Origin of the sequence: Paraburkholderia phytofirmans, from assembly GCF_046028095.1 — a bacterium.
GTDB classification, from domain to species: Bacteria; Pseudomonadota; Gammaproteobacteria; order Burkholderiales; family Burkholderiaceae; genus Paraburkholderia; species Paraburkholderia phytofirmans_A.
Genome location: NZ_JAQQDJ010000009.1, coordinates 290594 through 309445, shown reverse-complemented (window position 1 = coordinate 309445; position 18852 = coordinate 290594). Strand labels below are relative to the sequence as shown.

Below are 18852 nucleotides of genomic sequence, written 5' to 3'. Positions count from 1 at the left end.
TAAGGAGTGGATGTGAAGATCCTGGTGCCAGTCAAGAGAGTGGTCGACGCAAACGTGAAGGTCAGCGTGAAATCCGATCAATCGGGTGTCGAGCTCGCCAACGTGAAGATGTCGATGAATCCATTCGACGAAATCGCGGTTGAGGAAGCCGTTCGTCTGCGCGAAGCAGGCGTGGCAACCGAAGTGATCGCCGTGTCGGTCGGCGTGGCACAAGCGCAGGAAACGCTGCGCACGGCGCTCGCGATCGGCGCGGACCGCGCAATTCTCGTCGAGTCGAAAGACAGCCTGGAGCCACTTGCAGTCGCGAAGATCCTGAAGGCGTTGGTCGACAAGGAACAGCCTGGGTTGGTCATTCTGGGCAAGCAGGCCATCGACGACGATTCGAACCAGACCGGCCAGATGCTGGCTGCGCTGGCGAATCTGCCGCAAGCAACGTTCGCGTCGAAGGTTGTCGTCGCTGACGGCAAGGCTACGGTGTCGCGCGAAGTCGACGGCGGTGCGGAAACGCTGTCGCTGAGCCTGCCGGGTGTGATCACGACCGACCTGCGCCTGAACGAGCCGCGCTATGTGACGCTGCCGAACATCATGAAGGCGAAGAAGAAGCCGTTGGAAGTCATCAGGCCGGAAGACCTCGGCGTTGATGTGACACCACGCCTGAAGACGCTGAAGGTTGTCGAGCCGCCGAAGCGCTCAGCCGGTGTGAAGGTGCCGGACGTGAAAACGCTGGTCGAGAAGCTTAAGGCCGAAGCCAAGGTGCTTTAAGTAAAACGCGGAGACGGACGAAATGACGAATCTGGTGAATCTTGTAATAGCAGAACACGATAACGCATCGATCAAGGCCGCGACGCTGAACACGATTGCAGCCGCGCAAAAGATCGGTGGTGATATTCACGTGCTGGTGGCAGGTCACAACGCGCAAGCCGCGGCTGATGCTGCAGCGAAGATCGCAGGCGTGAGCAAGGTGTTGCTGGCCGACGCGCCGCAACTCGAAGCGGGCATCGCAGAAAACATCGAAGCGACGGTGCTGAACATCGCGAAGGACTATTCGCACATCCTCACGCCGGCGACTGCTTACGGCAAGAACATCGCGCCGCGCATCGCCGCGAAGCTCGATGTCGCGCAGATCAGCGACATCACGGCTGTAGACAGCGCTGACACGTTCGAGCGTCCGATCTACGCAGGCAATGCTATTGCAACGGTTCAGTCTCAGGATCCGATCAAGGTCATCACGGTCCGCACGACGGGTTTCGACCCGGTCGCAGCAGAAGGCGGCAGCGCAACGGTCGAGAAGATCGAAGCCGCAGCCGACACGGGTCTCTCGCAATTCGTGAGCCGTGAAGTGACGAAGCTGGACCGTCCGGAACTGACCTCGGCGAAGATCATCGTCTCGGGTGGCCGCGGTCTGGGCAACGGCGAGAACTACACGAAGGTTCTGGAACCGCTGGCCGACAGGCTGAACGCGGCGCTGGGCGCCTCGCGCGCAGCCGTCGATGCGGGGTTCGTGCCGAACGACTATCAGGTCGGCCAGACCGGCAAGATCGTCGCGCCGCAACTGTACATCGCTGTCGGCATCTCGGGCGCGATCCAGCATCTGGCCGGCATGAAGGACTCGAAGGTGATCGTTGCGATCAATAAGGATGCGGAAGCGCCGATTTTCAGCGTCGCCGATTATGGTCTGGTGGGTGACCTGTTCGCCGTGGTCCCGGAGTTGGTCGCCGACTTGAACCACGCGGGTTGAGTGGCGAATGGTCGAAACGTCGGGGATGACAATGGCGTACGAGATGCAGCGAGCCAGACGTCAGGCAGCCGACGCTGCGAATGCAGAAGATGCTTCCAACTGGCGATGGTTTTCGGAACTCCTCGAGGAAAGGAGGATACGGTGGTGTTTCACTGGAACACGCTGGCTCGTCAGCGTTGACCACAAGCATGTGGCGACCGAACAATCCTTCGACAAAGCCATACGGGCCGCACGGGCGGCATGTGAGTAACAGTGAAAAACGCACCCCCACAACGAAGCGTCGCGGTCCACCCAGCATGATTGCGCACCAATTTCGGCGCCCGCCAATGTCGAGTTGAAGGAAGGCCGCCCATACGACATCACTGAAGATTTTTGCCTCCGGTTGATCAGGTGCCGTTTTGGCCGACCTCTGTCAGCACGCCGGTCCGGGGCAAAAGGGAAGGAGCGGGCGCGGCAAGACGTTCCACATCCGCCGGCGCATAAGCGGTGGCCCCCATTCGACAGTCGGCCTTGCAGTACATATTTGTCACAGATGCCGCACCAGGAGCTTCCATGCACAACTCAGTTGGCGAATTTATCTCACAGCAGGCCCGGCGAAATCCCGACAAGGTTGCGGTTATTTTCGAGGATCAGCGCTGGTCGTTCGCGGACCTGCATCAGCGTTCCTCGGCGCTTGCGGCGAGTCTCAAAAGGCTGGGCATTGTCCGGGGAGACTGCGTATCGCTCTATTCACATAACTGCCCGGAATGGATCATTGCGTACTACGCGGTAGTGAACCTTGGAGCTATCGTCAATCCACTGAATTCGATGCTTACCTCCGAGGAAGCCGCTTATGCGATGAACGATTGCAAGGCACGCGCGGTGATAGGCTCGTCGGAGAAAATTGCTGCGATGGCATGCGTTCTGCATAAGGCGCCGCTGGAATGGCGCATTGCATTCGGTCCTGCGTTACCAGATGGCGCACTCGCGTTCGATGACCTGCTGGCGGCTTCCCCATCTGAAACAGACCGTTTCCCTGATAAGACAATCGGCCTCGACGACCCTTGCAGCATCGGCTATACATCGGGCACGACGGGCTACCCAAAGGGTGCGTTGCTCACCCATCGAGCAATCGTGATGAATACCGCCATGACTGCCGTCATGCACGTACGCACGGCGGCGGACATCGTCGTCAGCGCACTGCCTTGCACGCATGTGTACGGCAACATCGTCATGCACACCATGATTGCTTACGGCGGAACGTTGGTTATGCACCGCAGTTTCGACGCCGAAAAAGTGCTGCGAAGCATCGAGGAGCATCGGGCGACCCTGCTCGAAGGCGTGCCGACGATGTACATGTATCTGCTGGATTCACCCCACCTTGGTAAATTCAATATCTCGACGCTCACGCGCGCGACCGTCGGCGGCCAAACCATGCCGGAAGCGAAGATGCGCGCGGTCGAGGAGATGTTCGGCTGCCCGCTGCTCGAACTGTGGGGCATGACCGAGCTGGGTGGCCTGGGCGCCACTCATACGCTTTATGGTCCCAGAAAACACGGCTCTATTGGTGTGGCGCTGCCACATCTGCAGATTCGAATTGTCAATAACGAGGATGGCGAAACGCAATTGCCTGTCGGAGAGGTAGGCGAATTGCAACTTCGTGGTCCAGTCACCATGCAGGGATATGTGGGCAAGCCGGACGCTACAGCCGAGACGTTGCTCGCAGGTGGATGGCTGCGCTCGGGCGACCTGGGCTGGATGGATGAGGATGGCTTCGTGTTCATCGTCGACCGCTCGAAAGACCTGATCATCACCGGCGGATTCAATATCTATCCGGCGGAACTCGAGCGGGTGCTTGCCGAGCATCCGGGCGTCGCGATGGTCGCGGTAGGCCGGGTCGCCGACGAAACCAAAGGCGAGCTGGCCAAAGCCTATGTGGTGCCGAGAGCAGGAGTCGCGCTAACTGTCGATGAGCTGGATCGTCATTGTCGTGAGCGGCTAGCGGCTTACAAGGTGCCGCGTCTGTACCAGATTGTCGATGATCTGCCAAAGACAAGTACCGGAAAAGTTCTCAGGCGAGACCTGCACAAGCTCGATTTGTAACGCGTGCAGCGCAACACCCAAAACCAGGCAACATTCAACGCAACACTTGAGGAGGATGACATGCGATTCGTGCAGTTTGAAGAAGGCGGCCAGCGCACGCTGGGTTTGGCGAAAGACGGCAAGGTCAAGGTACTCGGTCCAGCATCGCTCGACGACCTGCTGGCGAGGAACGTCGATCTCGTATCCTACGCAGCCGGTGCGGAAGTTAGCGGCGAGCGGTCTATGGACGACTTGAAGTTTTTGCCGCCGCTTACGCGCTCTGGCAAGGTGATCTGCGTCGGCCTGAACTACAACGCCCATACGAAAGAAAGCAACTTCGAACAGCCAGACTATCCGACGCTGTTCATGCGCGTAAACACCAGCCTCGTCGCGCACAACGAACCGATCGTTCATCCGCTTGTATCGAATGCGCTCGATTTCGAAGGTGAACTGGCGGTGGTGCTGAAGAGCGGCGGCCGGTACATCGCGAAGGCCGACGCGCTCTCGCATGTGGCGGGCTACGCACTCTTCAATGATGGCTCCGTGCGCGACTATCAGTTCAAGACACCACAATGGACCATCGGCAAAAACTTCGACGGCACGGGCGCGTTTGGTCCTGAACTCGTCACGCCGGATGAAGTCCCGCACGGCGCGCGCGGCTTGCTACTCGAAACGCGCCTGAATGGCGAGATCGTGCAGTCCGCCTCCACCGACACCATGGTGTTCGATATCGAAACGCTGATATCGACCATCAGCGAGGCGATCACGCTCGAAGCTGGCGACATCATCGTGACGGGCACGCCGTCCGGCGTCGGCTGGGCGCGCGAGCCGAAGCTGCTGATGAAGCCGGGGGATGTCTGCGAAGTCACGGTGGAAGGCTTCGTGCCGCTGCGTAATCCGATCGTGCGGGAACCCGCGTCGGGCTAGCGCGTTCGATTGTCCACCGGGCGGCACCGGCGCACGATCCGCAGACTGCGCAACCGGTGCCGCTGCGGTTTCCCGATGGAGAGAGAAAAGAGCAACGATACCCATATTGCCGCGCTCCTTATGGGGCGTGAGCATAGATATTCCCTTTCTCCCTACCAGGGAAAGTCCGACGTCGGGAGTTCCCTTGATTGTCATTGAAGCGACAAATGGATCTCAAACCTGTGATTAGAGTGAAGGTCAATTGTCTGTCACAGATGCCGCACCAGGAGCTTCCATGCACAACTCAGTTGGCGAATTTATCGCCCAGCAGGCCCGGCAACATCCCGAGAAGATTGCGGTGATTTTCGAGGACCAGCGCTGGTCGTTCGCGGAACTGGATCAGCGTTCATCAGCGCTTGCGGCAGGTCTCAAAGGCCTGGGGATTATCCGCGGGGACTGCGTATCGCTCTATTCACATAACTGCCCGGAATGGATCATTGCCTATTACGCGGTGATGAAGCTGGGAGCCGTCGTCAATCCACTGAATTCAATGCTTACGCCCGACGAAGCCGCTTACGCGATGAACGATTGCAAGGCGCGCGCGGTGATAGGCTCGTCGGAGAAAATCGCTGCGATGGCAGGCGTTCTGCATAAGACGCCGCTGGAATGGCGCATTGCATTCGGTGCTGGGTTACCAGATGGCGCATTCGCGTTCGATGACCTGCTGGCGGCTTCCCCATCTGAAACAGACTGTTTCCCCGATGAGACAATCGGCCTCGACGACCCTTGCAGTATCGGCTATACATCGGGCACGACGGGCCGCCCAAAGGGCGCGTTACTCACACACCGTGCGATCGTGATGAATACCGCCATGACTGCCGTCATGCACGTGCGCACCGCAGCGGACGTCGTCGTCAGCGCGCTGCCGTGCACGCATGTGTACGGCAACATCGTGATGCATACGATGATCGCCTATGGGGGCACCCTGGTCCTTCACCGGAGTTTCGATGCCGAGAGGGTGCTGCAAAGCATCGAAGCGCATCGGGCGACCCTGCTCGAAGGTGTGCCGACGATGTACATGTATCTGCTGAATTCACCTCACCTGGGCAATTTCAATATCTCGACGCTCACGCGCGCGACCGTCGGCGGCCAAACCATGCCGGAAGCGAAGATGCGCGCGGTCGAGGAGATGTTTGGCTGCCCGCTGCTAGAACTGTGGGGCATGACGGAGCTTGGTGGTCTGGGCGCCACTCATACGCTTTATGGTCCCCGGAAGCATGGTTCGATTGGTGTGGCGTTGCCACACCAACAGATTCGTATTGTCAGTAACGAAGATGGCGAAACGCAATTGCCTGTCGGAGAGGTGGGGGAATTGCAGCTTCGCGGTCCCATCACCATGCAGGGCTATGTCGGCAATCCGGACGCGACGGCCGAGACCCTGCTCGCGGGTGGATGGCTGCGCTCGGGCGACCTGGGCTGGATGGATGAGGATGGCTTCGTGTTCATCGTCGACCGCTCGAAAGACCTGATCATCACCGGCGGATTCAATATCTATCCGGCGGAACTCGAGCGGGTGCTTGCCGAGCATCCGGGCGTCGCGATGGTCGCGGTAGGCCGGGTCGCCGACGAAACCAAAGGCGAGCTGGCCAAAGCCTATGTGGTGCCGAGAGCAGGAGTCGCGCTAACTGTCGATGAGCTGGATCGTCATTGTCGTGAGCGGCTAGCGGCTTACAAGGTGCCGCGTCTGTACCAGATTGTCGTTGATCTGCCGAAGACAAGTACCGGAAAAGTTCTCAGGCGAGACCTGCACAAGCTCGATTTGTAACGCGTGCAGCGCCAAGTAGATCTGATATTCGTGCGCGAAGCGCAGACTTTCTACGGCAGCATTGTCCACCAACTGTTCACTTGCGTAAACGCGCCAAGATTTCAACAGACCTCGACGGGCGTCGAACGTAAAACTGCACTCGTCCACTGAATCGATCGCTACGTATTCGTCACGTCTGATAGCGCCGGCTTTACGTAGAGGCATCTTGCAGGCAGGAGGGCTTCGTTGGTGCCGGAGCTAGTGGCCCGTGTCCGAATTAATGCCTTCCTGACGAAGCTCCGCGCGGCAGGTTCGCTAATGGCACCGAGCGTCAAAACAATACTGTGCCGTGTCGGCTCGTGCAATGCGCGGCCGGCACGTCGATTCACGACGCGTTGTACTGGCGAGACTTCGAGCGCTATTCGGCGAATTCGACGGCATCCGATCGCCGATGAAATCTCCGTCGACCGCGGACGCACACCACCACTTTCTTCGTATGCGGCCGGACCTCGTGTGCTTGTCGAAGGCAATCAGGGCCGGATATCTCTGCCGTCCATCGTGATCACGTGCGAAGAAATCGACGCCGCCCGCTACGACGACGACATGACTCCCGGTCCCCTGCACTCCCATTTGTAGACCGGCAATCCGCTCGCGTCCCGCGCGCCACTTGCCACGCTGGATCTGTTTGAGAGCGTGGATGTGTTCGACGAGAACCAACGAACATCGTCCGCGCTACCCGCAGCGTTGAAAGCCTTTGGTCCCTCATCGGGTCGTGCAGTCGGCGCGGGCGCGGAACGATCATGCGTTCGATGCGGTGATCGAAGATTCCGCCCAGGCCCTCACATTGCGGATGAGCTTCTTCGAAACATCCCTGAAACAGGAGATTTCCTCGCGCCGATCGGTACGGCCGTTACATGATGTAGCCGTATATCCCCGACGATGAAGAGCTCATGCTGGCCGCCGGGCGCGCGCAAACGCAGACTCAAACGACCGTGCGCTGGCGCGTCTCGGACGTGGTCGCGCTATACGCGTTGCCGTTTAGCTATCTGCTGCATCGCGCGCAGACGATGGATCGCGAACACTTCGATCCGAGCCCCGTACAGCTCTCGACGCCGCTCTCGATCAAGCCGGGCGACTGCGAAGTGCGGGTATTGTGCGCGATCGGTGCGTCACCACACTGGGCCGACTGCCGACAAGCTGATGGCCATTTGATCAGGTGTCAAGCGCGCGCGAATCGCGAAGTCGAGCGGTGCGACGCGTTTCTGAATGGCCGCCGCGCGGTGCAATCGGAAAGACCACCGCCTCGGACAGATCAAAGACGTAGTCGGCGGCGTGAAAAGCGATGGGCATGGCGACCTGCGCGGCGGTCTACATGTTCGAAGTGCGTTGCAGATAAGGCTATACCCCACTTGGGGGCACGGGGACGATGCCTTCCATCAGCGTGCGCCACGCGCTGCGAAAGGATGGTGTCGGGCTGGTCCTCACGATTCCGCTCGAGTTCCGTTGATCGCATAGCCGAGTTTTCACCATTCCAGAAATCCACGCATCAATGCTCAGCACACTCTGGTCGATTTCGCGGCCGTCAACGCGTCCTAGGTCGCCGGCTCGGCGACAAACGCGGGCGCACGCCGCCGAGTTCACAACCGACTTGCTCGAGGCGCCTGCCCAGCAAGCATCGGCACTTGCGGGACGATTTTCATCTCCAGATCCGAACCGCCTAATTTGCCGGCCGTCATGACTGATATCCGCACGAAGTAGTGCGCGACGAACCGGATGGTTCTTACGATGATTCAAAGAGTGACGACTTTCAATCATCTGGGTCGCCCATACCGCATTCCTGATGTTTCGAGAACTCAGGGTTAGTCCCACCGCCCGCCACATTGCCTACATACAAAATATAAATTATATTTCTCTCACTGACTACTTTGTGAGGCATCTATGGCCGGACCATACGACGGCGTAACCATTCTGGACCTGACGTACGATCTCGGGCGATACGCAACGCGGCTTTTTGCGGACCTTGGCGCAAAGGTTGTGCGCGTCGAACCCCCGGAGGGCGCAATGGATCGTATCGCTGCGATAAGCGATGACGACGCAGGCGCGAAGTACGAATTCGAGTTTTTCAACGCCAGCAAATCGGCAATCTCCCTCGATTTGTGCACGGCTGAGGGATTAGAAACCTTTCGTGAACTCGCGGTCGGCGCCGACGCCGTGGTACTCGAGCGAGGGGGCCCGCTTTACGACAAGATCGAATGGCTGAGGGATGCTTCGCCACGGACCGTTGTCGCGTCAGTATCGCCATTTGGGCGCACGGGTCCGTTGGCGGACGCGCCTGCGAGTGATCTGGTTCTGCAGGCGGCAGGGGGTATCGCGTGGCTGTCCGGTAGGGTGGAGGATGCACCGCTTCGGCTGCCAGGTTCTCAGGCTACGATGGTTGCCGGCGTCTACCTTGCCGTCGCTATGTCTGTGGCCCTCCTAGATACGGAAGCAAGCGGCTCTGGGCACGTGATCGACTTGTCGGCACAAGAGGCAATCGCGCATTCGCTCCAAAACTCGATACAGGTTTACGACTTTGAACGGCGTGTTTCCATGAGAGGTGGTGAGGGAACACGCGATGCAAGCGAGAACGTGCTCGCCTGCAAGGACGGGCATATCTTCCTCGCCGCGCCGCGCACTTTGGGGGTTTCCTGGAACTCGTTGATGTCTTGGATCGCAGAGGTGGGCCACCCTGCGTCGCAGGAGTTCGAGCAGGAGCGCTGGGCGGATCGCAAGTGGCGTCTCACCCGTGAGGCAAAAGACCTATTTCGACAAACCATTGAGCCGTTCCTTATCAATTTTACGAAAGCAGAGATCACACAGCAGGGCTTAAAGCGAAAAATCGTGCTCGCTCCGGCTTCAACCCTTCAAGACGTTCTGGACGACCCGCAACTGGCATATACCGGTTACTTCAAGCGTCTTGACACAAGTGCGTTGCTGGGCACCGGCATCACGATGCCTGGCGCTCCGTATCGGTTCTCACAAGACATGTGGAGTGTGGCCGCAGCGCCGGCTATCGATAAACGGTCGTTCGGTGCAGAGGAGATTCAACAATGAGACAGGATATTCTTCGAGGCATTCGTTTCACTGACCTCACTTGGGCAGGCGCAGGTCCGTTCGGCACTAAAGTATTTTCGGATTTTGGGGCTGAAGTGATCAAAATTGAAAGCATGACGCGGCCCGACACCGTACGCACGGCTGGTCCATTCAAGGATGGCATTGCCGGTACCAACCGCAGTGGCTATTTTGCTTCTCGCAACACCGGAAAGAAAAGCGTCGCGATTGATCTGAAGACGGACGCCGGAAAGAAGATCGTTCTCGAACTGATCGCGAAGTCGGATGTCGTGACAAACAACTTCGGACCCGGGGTAATGGACCGCCTAGGCCTCGGATATGAGGCGCTGAAGGAGATCAAGCCAGACTTGATCTACCTGTCGATGCCTATGTATGGTCAGGATGGGCCTCGTGCGCAACTTCTCGGTGTTGGCATGACCATTAGTGCCGTGAGCGGGATCATGATGCACACGGCGTACGACGCATCCCATCCGGTCGGCCCGGGAACACATTACCCGGATCATGCTGCCAACCCATACCATGCCGCTTTCTCCGTGCTCGCAGCGCTACGCCACCGTCGCAAGACCGGGTTCGGCGCTAGGATTGACCTCTCGCAAGTCGAATCCACGGTGAATTTCATGGGTCCGATGCTCGTCGAGGCGGCTCATACCGGTGCGGAGCCACCGACGGTCGGGAACCGGCATCGTGCGCATGCGCCTCACAACATTTTCCGTTGTGAGGGAGAGGACGCGTGGGTCGCCATCACCGTCCTGGAGGACGAGCAGTGGCGCGCGCTCGCGAACGTTATCGATCAAGCGGATCTGGCCCAGGACCCGGATCTGCGCACGGCGAAAGGGCGACGCGCGAACATCGAAAGAATTGAATCCGCTCTTTCCCAGTGGACATCTCACAAGCGAGCGGGTGAGGTCGTAGATACGCTCCGGGCCGCCGGAGTGCCGGTGGCCTCTGTAGCCTGCTCACGTGATCTCATTGAGACCGATAAGCAACTTCTCGCCCGAAATTACTGGCAGTACGTACCGCACCCCGAGGTCGGTCCGACGCTGATCAGTTCGCCACCCTTCCTTCTTGATGGCGCACGCGTTGCACTCGAGCCGCCGCCGCTATTCGGCGAACATACGCACTCCGTTCTACAGGAGGATCTTGGACTATCTGCGGACCAGATCCGCACGCTCGAAGAGCTGGGAGCGTTGAAATGACTGCAGGAACTTCAGCTGGAGCGACACGTATGCGGCGGGCTGCCGCCGTGATTGGTGTCGGCCACACGGACTGGCGGTCCGACTGGGAGCGGTCGCGGCAAGGCGAGAAACCTGCGGACAGTTACGGATACGCGGTTACCGCGTTGCGCGCAGCGCTCGATGATGCCGGCATCTCGAAGGACGATATCGACGGCTTGATCGTCGGTCCCACAACCGCCTACGAGCGCATGTCGGAGGTCCTGGGAATCGACCCTCGTTGGGGCGATCAGGCCGATGCGGTGCTTTCCGTCGCACAGGCTGTCTCTGCAATCGAATGCGGTTTAGCCGAAACTGTCGCGCTGGTCTATGGCAACGACCAGAGAACGGCCAAGATCCAGTACGGCGGTCCGCAAGCAATGGGTGGCGATGCAATCCTCTCCTACGTGTATCACGCACCGTGGGGCATGACCTCGCAGGGCGCGCTCTATGCGCTCACCTTTCAGGCATACAAGGAAGCGCGAGGATTCGCGGACGCCGACCTCGGGCGCGTTGCGGTTGCTCAGCGCCAATGGGCGTCTCTCAATCCCAATGCCGTCATGCGTAAGCCCATCACGCTGGACGACTATATGGCAGCGAGGCATATCTGTGCACCACTCAGACTGTACGACTACTGCATGATTAATGATGGTGGTGTCGCGCTGATCATTACGAGCCGAGAAAGGGCTCTCACAGCCAAGCAAAAGCCTGTATTTATCGAAGCGGTCGGGCGCCGGGATCTGAATGCGGGTGCAACGAGCCTCGAGCCACGATTGACCGAGTTCTATTTGCCTGCACAGCAAGACTGCGCCCGGCAGGCTTTTGAGGTCGCTGGAATCGGGCCGTCCGATGTCGATCTGTTTCAGGTTTACGACAGTTTTTCTGTTCACGTTCCGCTTGCTCTGGAAGGTTACGGATACTGCGCGGTGGGCGACGCAGCGGGCTTCCTTCGTGACAAGGGTATTGGCCCCGGGGGGGCATTGCCAACTAATACCAGCGGGGGCCATCTCTCCGAGAGTTACATGCAAGGCTGGGCACATCAGATCGAATGCGTCAGGCAATTGCGCGGGCAGTGTGGTGAGCGACAAGTGGATGGCGCGAGATTCGCTCATTACACCTCCGACGTGGCAGGAAAGGCTGTTTCCATCATCTATGGCATCTAGGAGGTCATCCCATGGTTGACGACCACAATCAATTTCCCGCGGGCGCGGTACTAGGCCACTATGACGTCCCGATGTGGACAAGCATCAAGAAGGGAGCGATGGCGTTGCAGTGCTGTTCGGACTGCAACCACTTTCACTATCCGCCGGGCCCTGCGTGTCCGCGCTGCCTGAGCAGTGCGCTGGTCTGGAAACCCATCTCAGGGCAAGGCGAAGTCATTTCATGGATTCGCTTTGAACGGACCTACCTCGATAATTATCCGGCGCCGTACAAAGTGATCGCGGTGAGATTAGCCGAAGGTCCGATCATGATTTCAAATCTTGACACTATCGACGACAGCGCATGCGCAATCGGCGCGAAGGTAAGTCTGGTCTACACGACACTGGGAGACGACACGGTGTTGCCTCGGTTCAAGCTGATCGACGGGTAGTACAGGACCCCTTCGAAACCGACAGACAACAAAGAATGGAGACACGCCGTGACCAACCCAGTGCTGTCGCGCGCGACTGCCAAAGTCGAACGCCGACTCATACCGTTCCTCATGCTGATTTTCCTCGTGGCCTTTCTTGACAGGGCAAACGTCGGATTTGCGAAGGGGGATCTTCAAATATACGTAGGAATCTCGGACAGCGTCTTCGCACTTGGTGCGGGCCTCTTTTTTATTACCTACGCGCTGCTCGAAGTACCGAGCACCATGATGATGCACAAGATGGGGGCGAGATTCTGGATGTCGCGGATTATGGTGACCTGGGGACTGGCAAGCGCCGCGCTAATGTTCACCAGAGGTCCACTGTCTTTCTACGCCTTGCGGCTTCTGCTAGGAGCGGCGGAAGCGGGATTGTTTCCTGCCGCGATCTACTACATGGGTTGCTGGTTTCCGGATAAATCGCGCGGAAAGGCGATCGGATATTTCTTTGTTGCGGCGCCTATCGCCCTTGTCGTCGGCGGACCGGTTTCCGGGCTATTGCTGGGACTCAACGGCTTTTTCTCGCTCGCGGGTTGGCAATGGATGTTTTTAATTGAAGGTCTGGCAGCCTGTGTTGTTGGGTTCTGGGCGTACTGGTATATGGACGACACGCCTGCCAAGGCGCGCTGGCTGTCCGATGAAGAGCGGTCTGCGCTAGTTGATCGCCTTGCGCTTGAGGCGTCCTCCAAGGCGGGAGAAAAAGCCCCCCCAAGCTGGAGACAGATTCTTGCTGACTCGAAGGTGTGGCGGGCGACGGCTGTCCATTTTTTTGGGCAAGTCGCGTCCTATGGCGTCGTGTTCTATCTGCCGGCCCAGGTTTCTGCATTGCTTGGCAAAAAAATGGGGCTGGAGGTGGGCCTGGTTTCCGCTATTCCATGGGCCGTCGCGGGCGCCGCGTGCATCTGGTTGCCCACCCTTGCTGACAGGATCAACCGCCATCGTGCCATGTCGGTGATCCTGTTCACAGTGGGCGGCCTGTCGCTTGCTCTTACCGCGTATGGCAGTCCAGTGATGCGCATGCTGTTCATGTGCATCTCGTGCGCTGCGGTCATAACAGTGTGTCCTATTTATTGGACCTTTTTGCCACGGTATCTCACGGGGGAAGCCGCTGCCCGCGGCATCGGCTTTGCGAGCTCTCTTGGCATCATTGGTGCTTTCATCGCACCGAACCTGCGCGCGCTTGTTTCCCAGGCAATGGGCGACCCCACGTACGGTTTGTTCGCGATTGCCCTTGTCGCTCTGGTGGGTGCGATTTGCGTCTCGACTTTGCCGTGGCCCGTCAACGTGCAACGCTCCAGAGTTCAGGTGAATGGCGGTGCCTCGACGCGGGCCGCCCTCGAGCAGTTGGGAGAATGATAACGGCCAGCAATGGCGTCAAATCGCTGATATCCGGTGAGACGTTTTGATCGATCCAAATCGAGAAAACAATGCCAAAGGCGTTTCGCGCGGTCAGCTACTAGGGAGTTACCGGCACGCGCGGTATTACGGCAACGTAACGACGCCTGTCCACCGAAGAGGCATTGTTCCTGGACAGCGAAGCTCCTGTCTCACCAAAAGGCGCCGAACGGAACCGCACTGTGTGAGGGCAGTAAGCCGCAGGGCAGCATCCTCTTCCATATATTGTATGCATCGGAGCAACAATGGAATCGAAAGTTATCACCTACCAGCACTACATCGGTGGAAGTTTTCACAATGCTGAAAGCTTCATTGATGTCATTAACCCGGCTTCCGAAGAGTTTATAACCCGGTCGCCGGTCGCATCTGCGGCCGTCGTTCAGGAGGCGGTCGCTGCAGCGAAGGCTGCTCAGCCGTCGTGGGCGAAGAAGCCCGCAATCGAGCGTGCTGGCTATCTGCGAAGAATCGCTGGCAAGATCCGTTCGAATGGAGAACGCCTCGCCCGAATTATCAGCGAGGAGCAGGGCAAGACGCTCGGGCTTGCGAATGTCGAAGTGGCTTTCGCAGCAGACTATATGGACTATATGGCAGAATGGGCTCGCCGGATCGAAGGAGAAGTCATCACCAGTGACCGGCCCGGTGAACAGATCTTTATGTTCCGGAAGCCTCTGGGCGTTGTGGCCGGTATCTTGCCTTGGAATTTTCCATTGTTCATGATCGCAAGAAAGATGGCGCCGGCACTCGTCACGGGCAATACGATCGTGATCAAGCCTAGCGAAGAGACGCCGATCAACTGTTTTGAGTTTGCGCGCCTGGTCGCGGAGACGGATCTCCCAGAAGGCGTATTCAACGTGGTAGGCGGCTGCGGCGAGACGGGTGCCGCGTTGTCGAGTCACCCGGATGTCGACTTCATCAGCTTCACGGGCAGTGTCTCGACAGGCTCCAGAATAATGTCGGCAGCGGCCTCGAATGTGACAAAGGTGAATCTGGAACTGGGTGGGAAAGCTCCGGCGATCGTTCTGGCAGACGCCGATCTCGAGGTCGCTGTGTCGGCGATTCGCAGCTCGCGGATCCTCAACAGTGGTCAAGTTTGCAACAGCGCGGAACGGGTTTACGTTCATCGCTCAGTCGCGGCCGAATTTACCGACAAGATCGCCTCTGCGATGAAAGCCACCCGCTTCGGCAATCCCTTGCTCGATGAGAACATTGAAATGGGGCCACTTATCAACCGTGCAGGCGTCAACAGGGTTGACGCGATGGTTCAATCGGCGGCCAAGCAGGGCGCAGAAGTGATCACCGGTGGAGCAGTTTTTTCTGATGGACCTGGATTTCACTATTTACCGACGGTCATCGCAAACTGCGACGGCAACATGTCGGTGATGCGAGACGAGATGTTCGCTCCGGTCCTGCCTATCCAGATCATTGACGACCTCGACGAAGGAATTGCCCTCGCAAACAACACGAGCTATGGCTTGACGTCCTCACTCTACACGCGTGACCTATCTGCCGCGATGAAAGCGTGCCGCGAACTTGATTTTGGGGAAACCTACATCAACCGGGAACACTTCGAGGCGATGCAGGGCTTCCACGCCGGAGTTCGGAAGTCAGGTATCGGTGGGGCAGATGGCAAACACGGGCTTTACGAATTCATGCACACGCACGTCGTCTACCTGCAGGCCTAAACCACGATGTGGTAAAAAACAAGCCCCCGCGAGGCGACATATACATTATATAATTAGCGCCATCCCGTTGATGCGGGGTGGCGTTTTGCTTTTCGGAAAAGGGCGCATCGGCGGAAAAAGCCCGGACGAAGTGGACGTTCAACGGTGGATATAAGAAATGGCATTTCTGACGAAGCTTGACCAGGTGGCGGAGAAAATCCGGGAGCAAATCCTTGCCGGCGAGTATGCGCGCGGGGAAAAATTGAAGCAGGTGGATATCGCTGAACAGCTCGGCGTATCAGTAACTCCCGTTCGTGAAGCGCTAAAAGTACTCGAGATGGAAGGGTATATCGTTAGCCAGCCTCATCGCGGCCTGTGCGTGCCGGAGCTTGACTTCAATCAGGCGGCGGAGATTTTCTCGTTACGGCTTTTGCTCGAAAGCGAACTAACTCGGGAGGCGCTACGCAAGCTGACCCCAGAGGGCATGAAAGAGCTGAAGGCTGCTCAAGCAGAGCTCGTCCGACTGATGAAAGGGAAGAATATCTTCGCCCTTCGGGCAGGAAATGTCCGATTCCATTTCAAACTTTATGAGATGGCGCAGCGGCCCCAGACGCTGCAATTCGTACGTGTACTGTGGGCGAAGTATCCATTCAACTATCAGGAGCAGCAGACGCTCGGATTGAAGCAAATCAAGAGCGAACACGACGAATTTTTAACGCATGCAGAAGCAGGAGATATCGATTCCGCCGTTGCTACCATGTGCGACCATATCAAGCATGGCTGGGAGAGGGCTCAAGCCGGCTAGAATCAAGGGACCGTCTGGCGTCTCCTACCACCCTGTCGGTTGATCAGGGGCTTTCGTGACCACAGGGCGCGACGGTCGCCAGGTTCAGCTCGACGGCGGGACGAAAACGGTCAGTTTGAAGATCGTTGAACGGTGAACAAGCTGGTCGATCGGGGCCACCGGGCTGTCGCATTCCGGGTCGGCGGCGTTTCTGCGCGAGGGCGACTGATTGGGTGTCGCAACAAAGGCTTTGTATGTCGTACCGATCCCGATCGGCTAGAGCTGCATGTTAATCCGGCCTGATTCTTTCTTACTAACACAAGTCATCGCGCGTGGTGACTGTGACGCCGAAGTGGACAAATTTCGCGACCCTGACGCGCAGCCCCGTACCTCTGGGCATGATTTTTTGCGTTGCGCCCGAAAGGGCTGTTGATCCGCGCAATGCCGAGCGCGATTCCAGAGTGGCTTGTCCGGCCACTCGAAAGGCCAAAACACGATAATGCAGCGCCTTTCGCGAGACTCGGTCACCAACGTTATCACATACGCTTTCGAGAGCATCGGAACAGCGCCGAAGTCGAAGGCGGCTGCATTTTTGTCGGCCCTGGATGTGACTCGGCGCGATAGCGCTCGCACCTTCGTCTGGCCCAGGCGCAGCTTTGGCGTCAAACGGAGGCGGCAACGAGGCGCCTTCCAACCCTCCGCGACTGATCCGTCAGTCCTCCAGCTAAACGTGGCTTTCTGAACCATCGCGGCTCGGTGTTCGAGCACGAGCTTGGCTCCGGCCACAGAGGAGCTTGTCGCCGGTACCCGCAGCAAACCGAGGGTTTCTCCCACAGGGCGCTGTATTGCGAAGCGAAGAAATATAAATTATATTTTGGGCGTGCTTTTGTTGCGCTGGGAAGTTACCAGATGCATATCGTACGAAGAAAGCGACGGATCACACTGCGTCAGCAGCGATCGTGCTTATGCATCGCGGTTCGGTCGTGGCCTCGGTGCACGCTTCTGTAGGGATTTGTAGAAGGCGTTATCGCACACGCGATCTTGGTCGGACTCGAGCATATGTATACGTTCATTTAGTACTACAAAAAAATAATTTCATGGAGATAAAGATGAAGAAATCGCTTGCTGTCGCCCTTGGTCTTGCGACGTTTTCTGGTATCGCCGCAGCACAAAATTCCGTAACCCTTTACGGTGTCATTGACGTTGGGATTTTGTACGTCAACAACGCTAAGGGAGGGAAGCAATGGTCAGAGGCCCCGGCGGGCCTTCAAGGCAACCGTTGGGGACTCAAGGGAAGCGAAGATTTGGGCGGCGGACTCAAAGCCATCTTTACTCTCGAGAATGGTTTTTTTGTAAACACCGGCGCGCTGGCGCAAGGTGGCGCGGAATTCGGACGTCAGGCTTTTGTCGGTCTGTCCAGTCCTATGGGCACGGTAACCCTGGGCCGGCAATATGACTCAATAGTCGACTACGTGGTCCCGATGAAAGCTGGAGGCACGACCGCAGGCGGATACGCAAATCATCCGGGCGACCTGGACAACACAGGAAACGACTATCGCGTCAACAACTCCGTCAAGTATGTGAGTCCCAGCTTTAACGGTCTGAGTTTCAGTGGTGTGTTTAGCCCGGGCGGAGTCGCCGGCAATTTCGCACAAAATCGTGTTTACTCGGTGGGTGCCGGATATAAACAAGGACCGCTCCAGCTTGGCGCGGCCTACTTGGTTGCGCGCAACCCTAACTTTTCGTATTACAGCAACAACCCGAGTTCCAGTGCTACCGGAAACAATCTGTCATCTGTTGTCGCCTTTTCGGGCTATGCGTCCGCCCAAACGCTACAGATCGTCGGCGCAGCCGGCGGATATACGTTCGGCACGGCGACCGCCCAAATCTTATACACGAATGTTCAGTTCCAGAATTTCCAACCTGGCGCCACGCTAAATCCGCAGGGGCTGCGAGGGAAGGCAATCTTCAACACATGGGAAGCGAATTTTAACGTGCTTCCCCGTCCGGACATTCTGGTGGGTGTGTCATACGCCTACACGCGGGGATCGGACGTGACGAGCGGCAATGCTGGCGGTGTCAATTATCATCAATTGCACCTTGGTGTTGACTATTTCTTGTCTAAGCGTACGGATGTCTATGCCGTTGTCTTCGGACAGCACGCGTCCGGACGTGACTCAACGGGCAAGGCGGCCGTCGCCCAGGTCTTCACTTTGTCGCCGTCTTCGACGAGTAACCAGGTTGCAGCGACCATCTCTCTGCGACACAAGTTTTAAGGGGGGCGTCCGCAGGGCGCATGTATCCGGGGCTGGAAGGACCGCGGTGAGGAGCTCAGGCAAGCTTATGGCAGAAGGTAAGCGATGAATTGGCATTAGGAACGCGGTGATTATGGAAACGTCCAGAATAGGCCTAACAAGTAAACCACGAAGGAAGTGCCGTCGCCGCAATCCTGTCGATGAGGTGGGCCATGCATTGGTCCAGGCAGGAATAACTTGGCTCACCTCCTGTCCAGTTAAGAAAGGCAAATCGCGCGGTTTGATGGGTCTCCTGGGGA

Annotated in this window: 13 protein-coding genes; all 13 read left to right on the top strand. The window is 57.9% G+C overall.

What is annotated here, in order from left to right; all coding sequences use genetic code 11:
* Window positions 1–12 precede the first annotated feature (12 nt).
* The 13 genes from PQR54_RS25155 (at window position 13) to PQR54_RS25095 (ending at window position 18574) form a co-directional block, all read left to right on the top strand.
* Complete coding sequence (locus PQR54_RS25155; RefSeq protein WP_408250417.1) at window positions 13–762, top strand: electron transfer flavoprotein subunit beta/FixA family protein; 750 nt, start codon at window positions 13–15, stop codon at window positions 760–762.
* 31 nt (window positions 763–793) lie between these two features.
* Window positions 794–1738, top strand: coding sequence for an electron transfer flavoprotein subunit alpha/FixB family protein (locus PQR54_RS25150; protein WP_408250538.1), 945 nt, complete (start codon window positions 794–796; stop codon window positions 1736–1738).
* Window positions 1739–2290: 552 nt separating this feature from the next.
* A complete protein-coding gene (locus tag PQR54_RS25145) occupies window positions 2291–3820 on the top strand; it encodes a class I adenylate-forming enzyme family protein (protein ID WP_408250415.1) in 1530 nt (509 codons plus the stop codon).
* Window positions 3821–3880: 60 nt separating this feature from the next.
* A complete protein-coding gene (locus PQR54_RS25140) occupies window positions 3881–4726 on the top strand; it encodes a fumarylacetoacetate hydrolase family protein (protein WP_408250413.1) in 846 nt (281 codons plus the stop codon).
* 274 nt (window positions 4727–5000) lie between these two features.
* On the top strand, window positions 5001–6530 hold the full coding sequence (locus PQR54_RS25135; RefSeq protein WP_408250411.1) for a class I adenylate-forming enzyme family protein: 1530 nt from the start codon (window positions 5001–5003) through the stop codon (window positions 6528–6530).
* Between the two features lie 1917 nt (window positions 6531–8447).
* The gene (locus tag PQR54_RS25130; protein ID WP_408250409.1) at window positions 8448–9602 is read left to right on the top strand and encodes a CoA transferase; all 1155 of its coding nucleotides are present in this window, start codon (window positions 8448–8450) and stop codon (window positions 9600–9602) included.
* The gene (locus PQR54_RS25125; protein WP_408250407.1) at window positions 9599–10816 is read left to right on the top strand and encodes a CaiB/BaiF CoA transferase family protein; all 1218 of its coding nucleotides are present in this window, start codon (window positions 9599–9601) and stop codon (window positions 10814–10816) included. Before PQR54_RS25130 ends, PQR54_RS25125 begins: the two co-directional genes overlap by 4 nt.
* Complete coding sequence (locus PQR54_RS25120; RefSeq protein WP_408250405.1) at window positions 10813–11994, top strand: thiolase family protein; 1182 nt, start codon at window positions 10813–10815, stop codon at window positions 11992–11994. The genes PQR54_RS25125 and PQR54_RS25120 overlap by 4 nt, the downstream gene beginning before the upstream one ends.
* An 11-nt stretch (window positions 11995–12005) precedes the next feature.
* Window positions 12006–12422 (top strand): Zn-ribbon domain-containing OB-fold protein, encoded by a 417-nt coding sequence (locus PQR54_RS25115; protein WP_408250403.1) that lies wholly within the window; start codon window positions 12006–12008, stop codon window positions 12420–12422.
* 48 nt (window positions 12423–12470) lie between these two features.
* Window positions 12471–13814, top strand: coding sequence for an MFS transporter (locus PQR54_RS25110; RefSeq protein WP_408250401.1), 1344 nt, complete (start codon window positions 12471–12473; stop codon window positions 13812–13814).
* A 284-nt stretch (window positions 13815–14098) separates the two neighbouring features.
* On the top strand, window positions 14099–15535 hold the full coding sequence (gene aldA, locus PQR54_RS25105) for an aldehyde dehydrogenase (RefSeq protein ID WP_408250399.1): 1437 nt from the start codon (window positions 14099–14101) through the stop codon (window positions 15533–15535).
* 157 nt (window positions 15536–15692) lie between these two features.
* The gene (locus PQR54_RS25100; protein WP_408250397.1) at window positions 15693–16319 is read left to right on the top strand and encodes a GntR family transcriptional regulator; all 627 of its coding nucleotides are present in this window, start codon (window positions 15693–15695) and stop codon (window positions 16317–16319) included.
* 1088 nt (window positions 16320–17407) lie between these two features.
* A complete protein-coding gene (locus tag PQR54_RS25095; RefSeq protein WP_408250395.1) occupies window positions 17408–18574 on the top strand; it encodes a porin in 1167 nt (388 codons plus the stop codon).
* Window positions 18575–18852: the final 278 nt, after the last annotated feature.

Excerpts from the sequence above, each read along its gene's own strand:
- PQR54_RS25145 (WP_408250415.1), top strand. The coding sequence starts at position 2,291 with ATGCACAACTCAGTTGGCGAATTTATCTCACAGCAGGCCCGGCGAAAT.
- PQR54_RS25120 (WP_408250405.1), top strand. The coding sequence starts at position 10,813 with ATGACTGCAGGAACTTCAGCTGGAGCGACACGTATGCGGCGGGCTGCC.
- PQR54_RS25140 (WP_408250413.1), top strand. The coding sequence starts at position 3,881 with ATGCGATTCGTGCAGTTTGAAGAAGGCGGCCAGCGCACGCTGGGTTTG.
- aldA (WP_408250399.1), top strand. The coding sequence starts at position 14,099 with ATGGAATCGAAAGTTATCACCTACCAGCACTACATCGGTGGAAGTTTT.
- PQR54_RS25130 (WP_408250409.1), top strand. The coding sequence starts at position 8,448 with ATGGCCGGACCATACGACGGCGTAACCATTCTGGACCTGACGTACGAT.
- PQR54_RS25095 (WP_408250395.1), top strand. The coding sequence starts at position 17,408 with ATGAAGAAATCGCTTGCTGTCGCCCTTGGTCTTGCGACGTTTTCTGGT.
- PQR54_RS25115 (WP_408250403.1), top strand. The coding sequence starts at position 12,006 with ATGGTTGACGACCACAATCAATTTCCCGCGGGCGCGGTACTAGGCCAC.
- PQR54_RS25100 (WP_408250397.1), top strand. The coding sequence starts at position 15,693 with ATGGCATTTCTGACGAAGCTTGACCAGGTGGCGGAGAAAATCCGGGAG.
- PQR54_RS25135 (WP_408250411.1), top strand. The coding sequence starts at position 5,001 with ATGCACAACTCAGTTGGCGAATTTATCGCCCAGCAGGCCCGGCAACAT.
- PQR54_RS25125 (WP_408250407.1), top strand. The coding sequence starts at position 9,599 with ATGAGACAGGATATTCTTCGAGGCATTCGTTTCACTGACCTCACTTGG.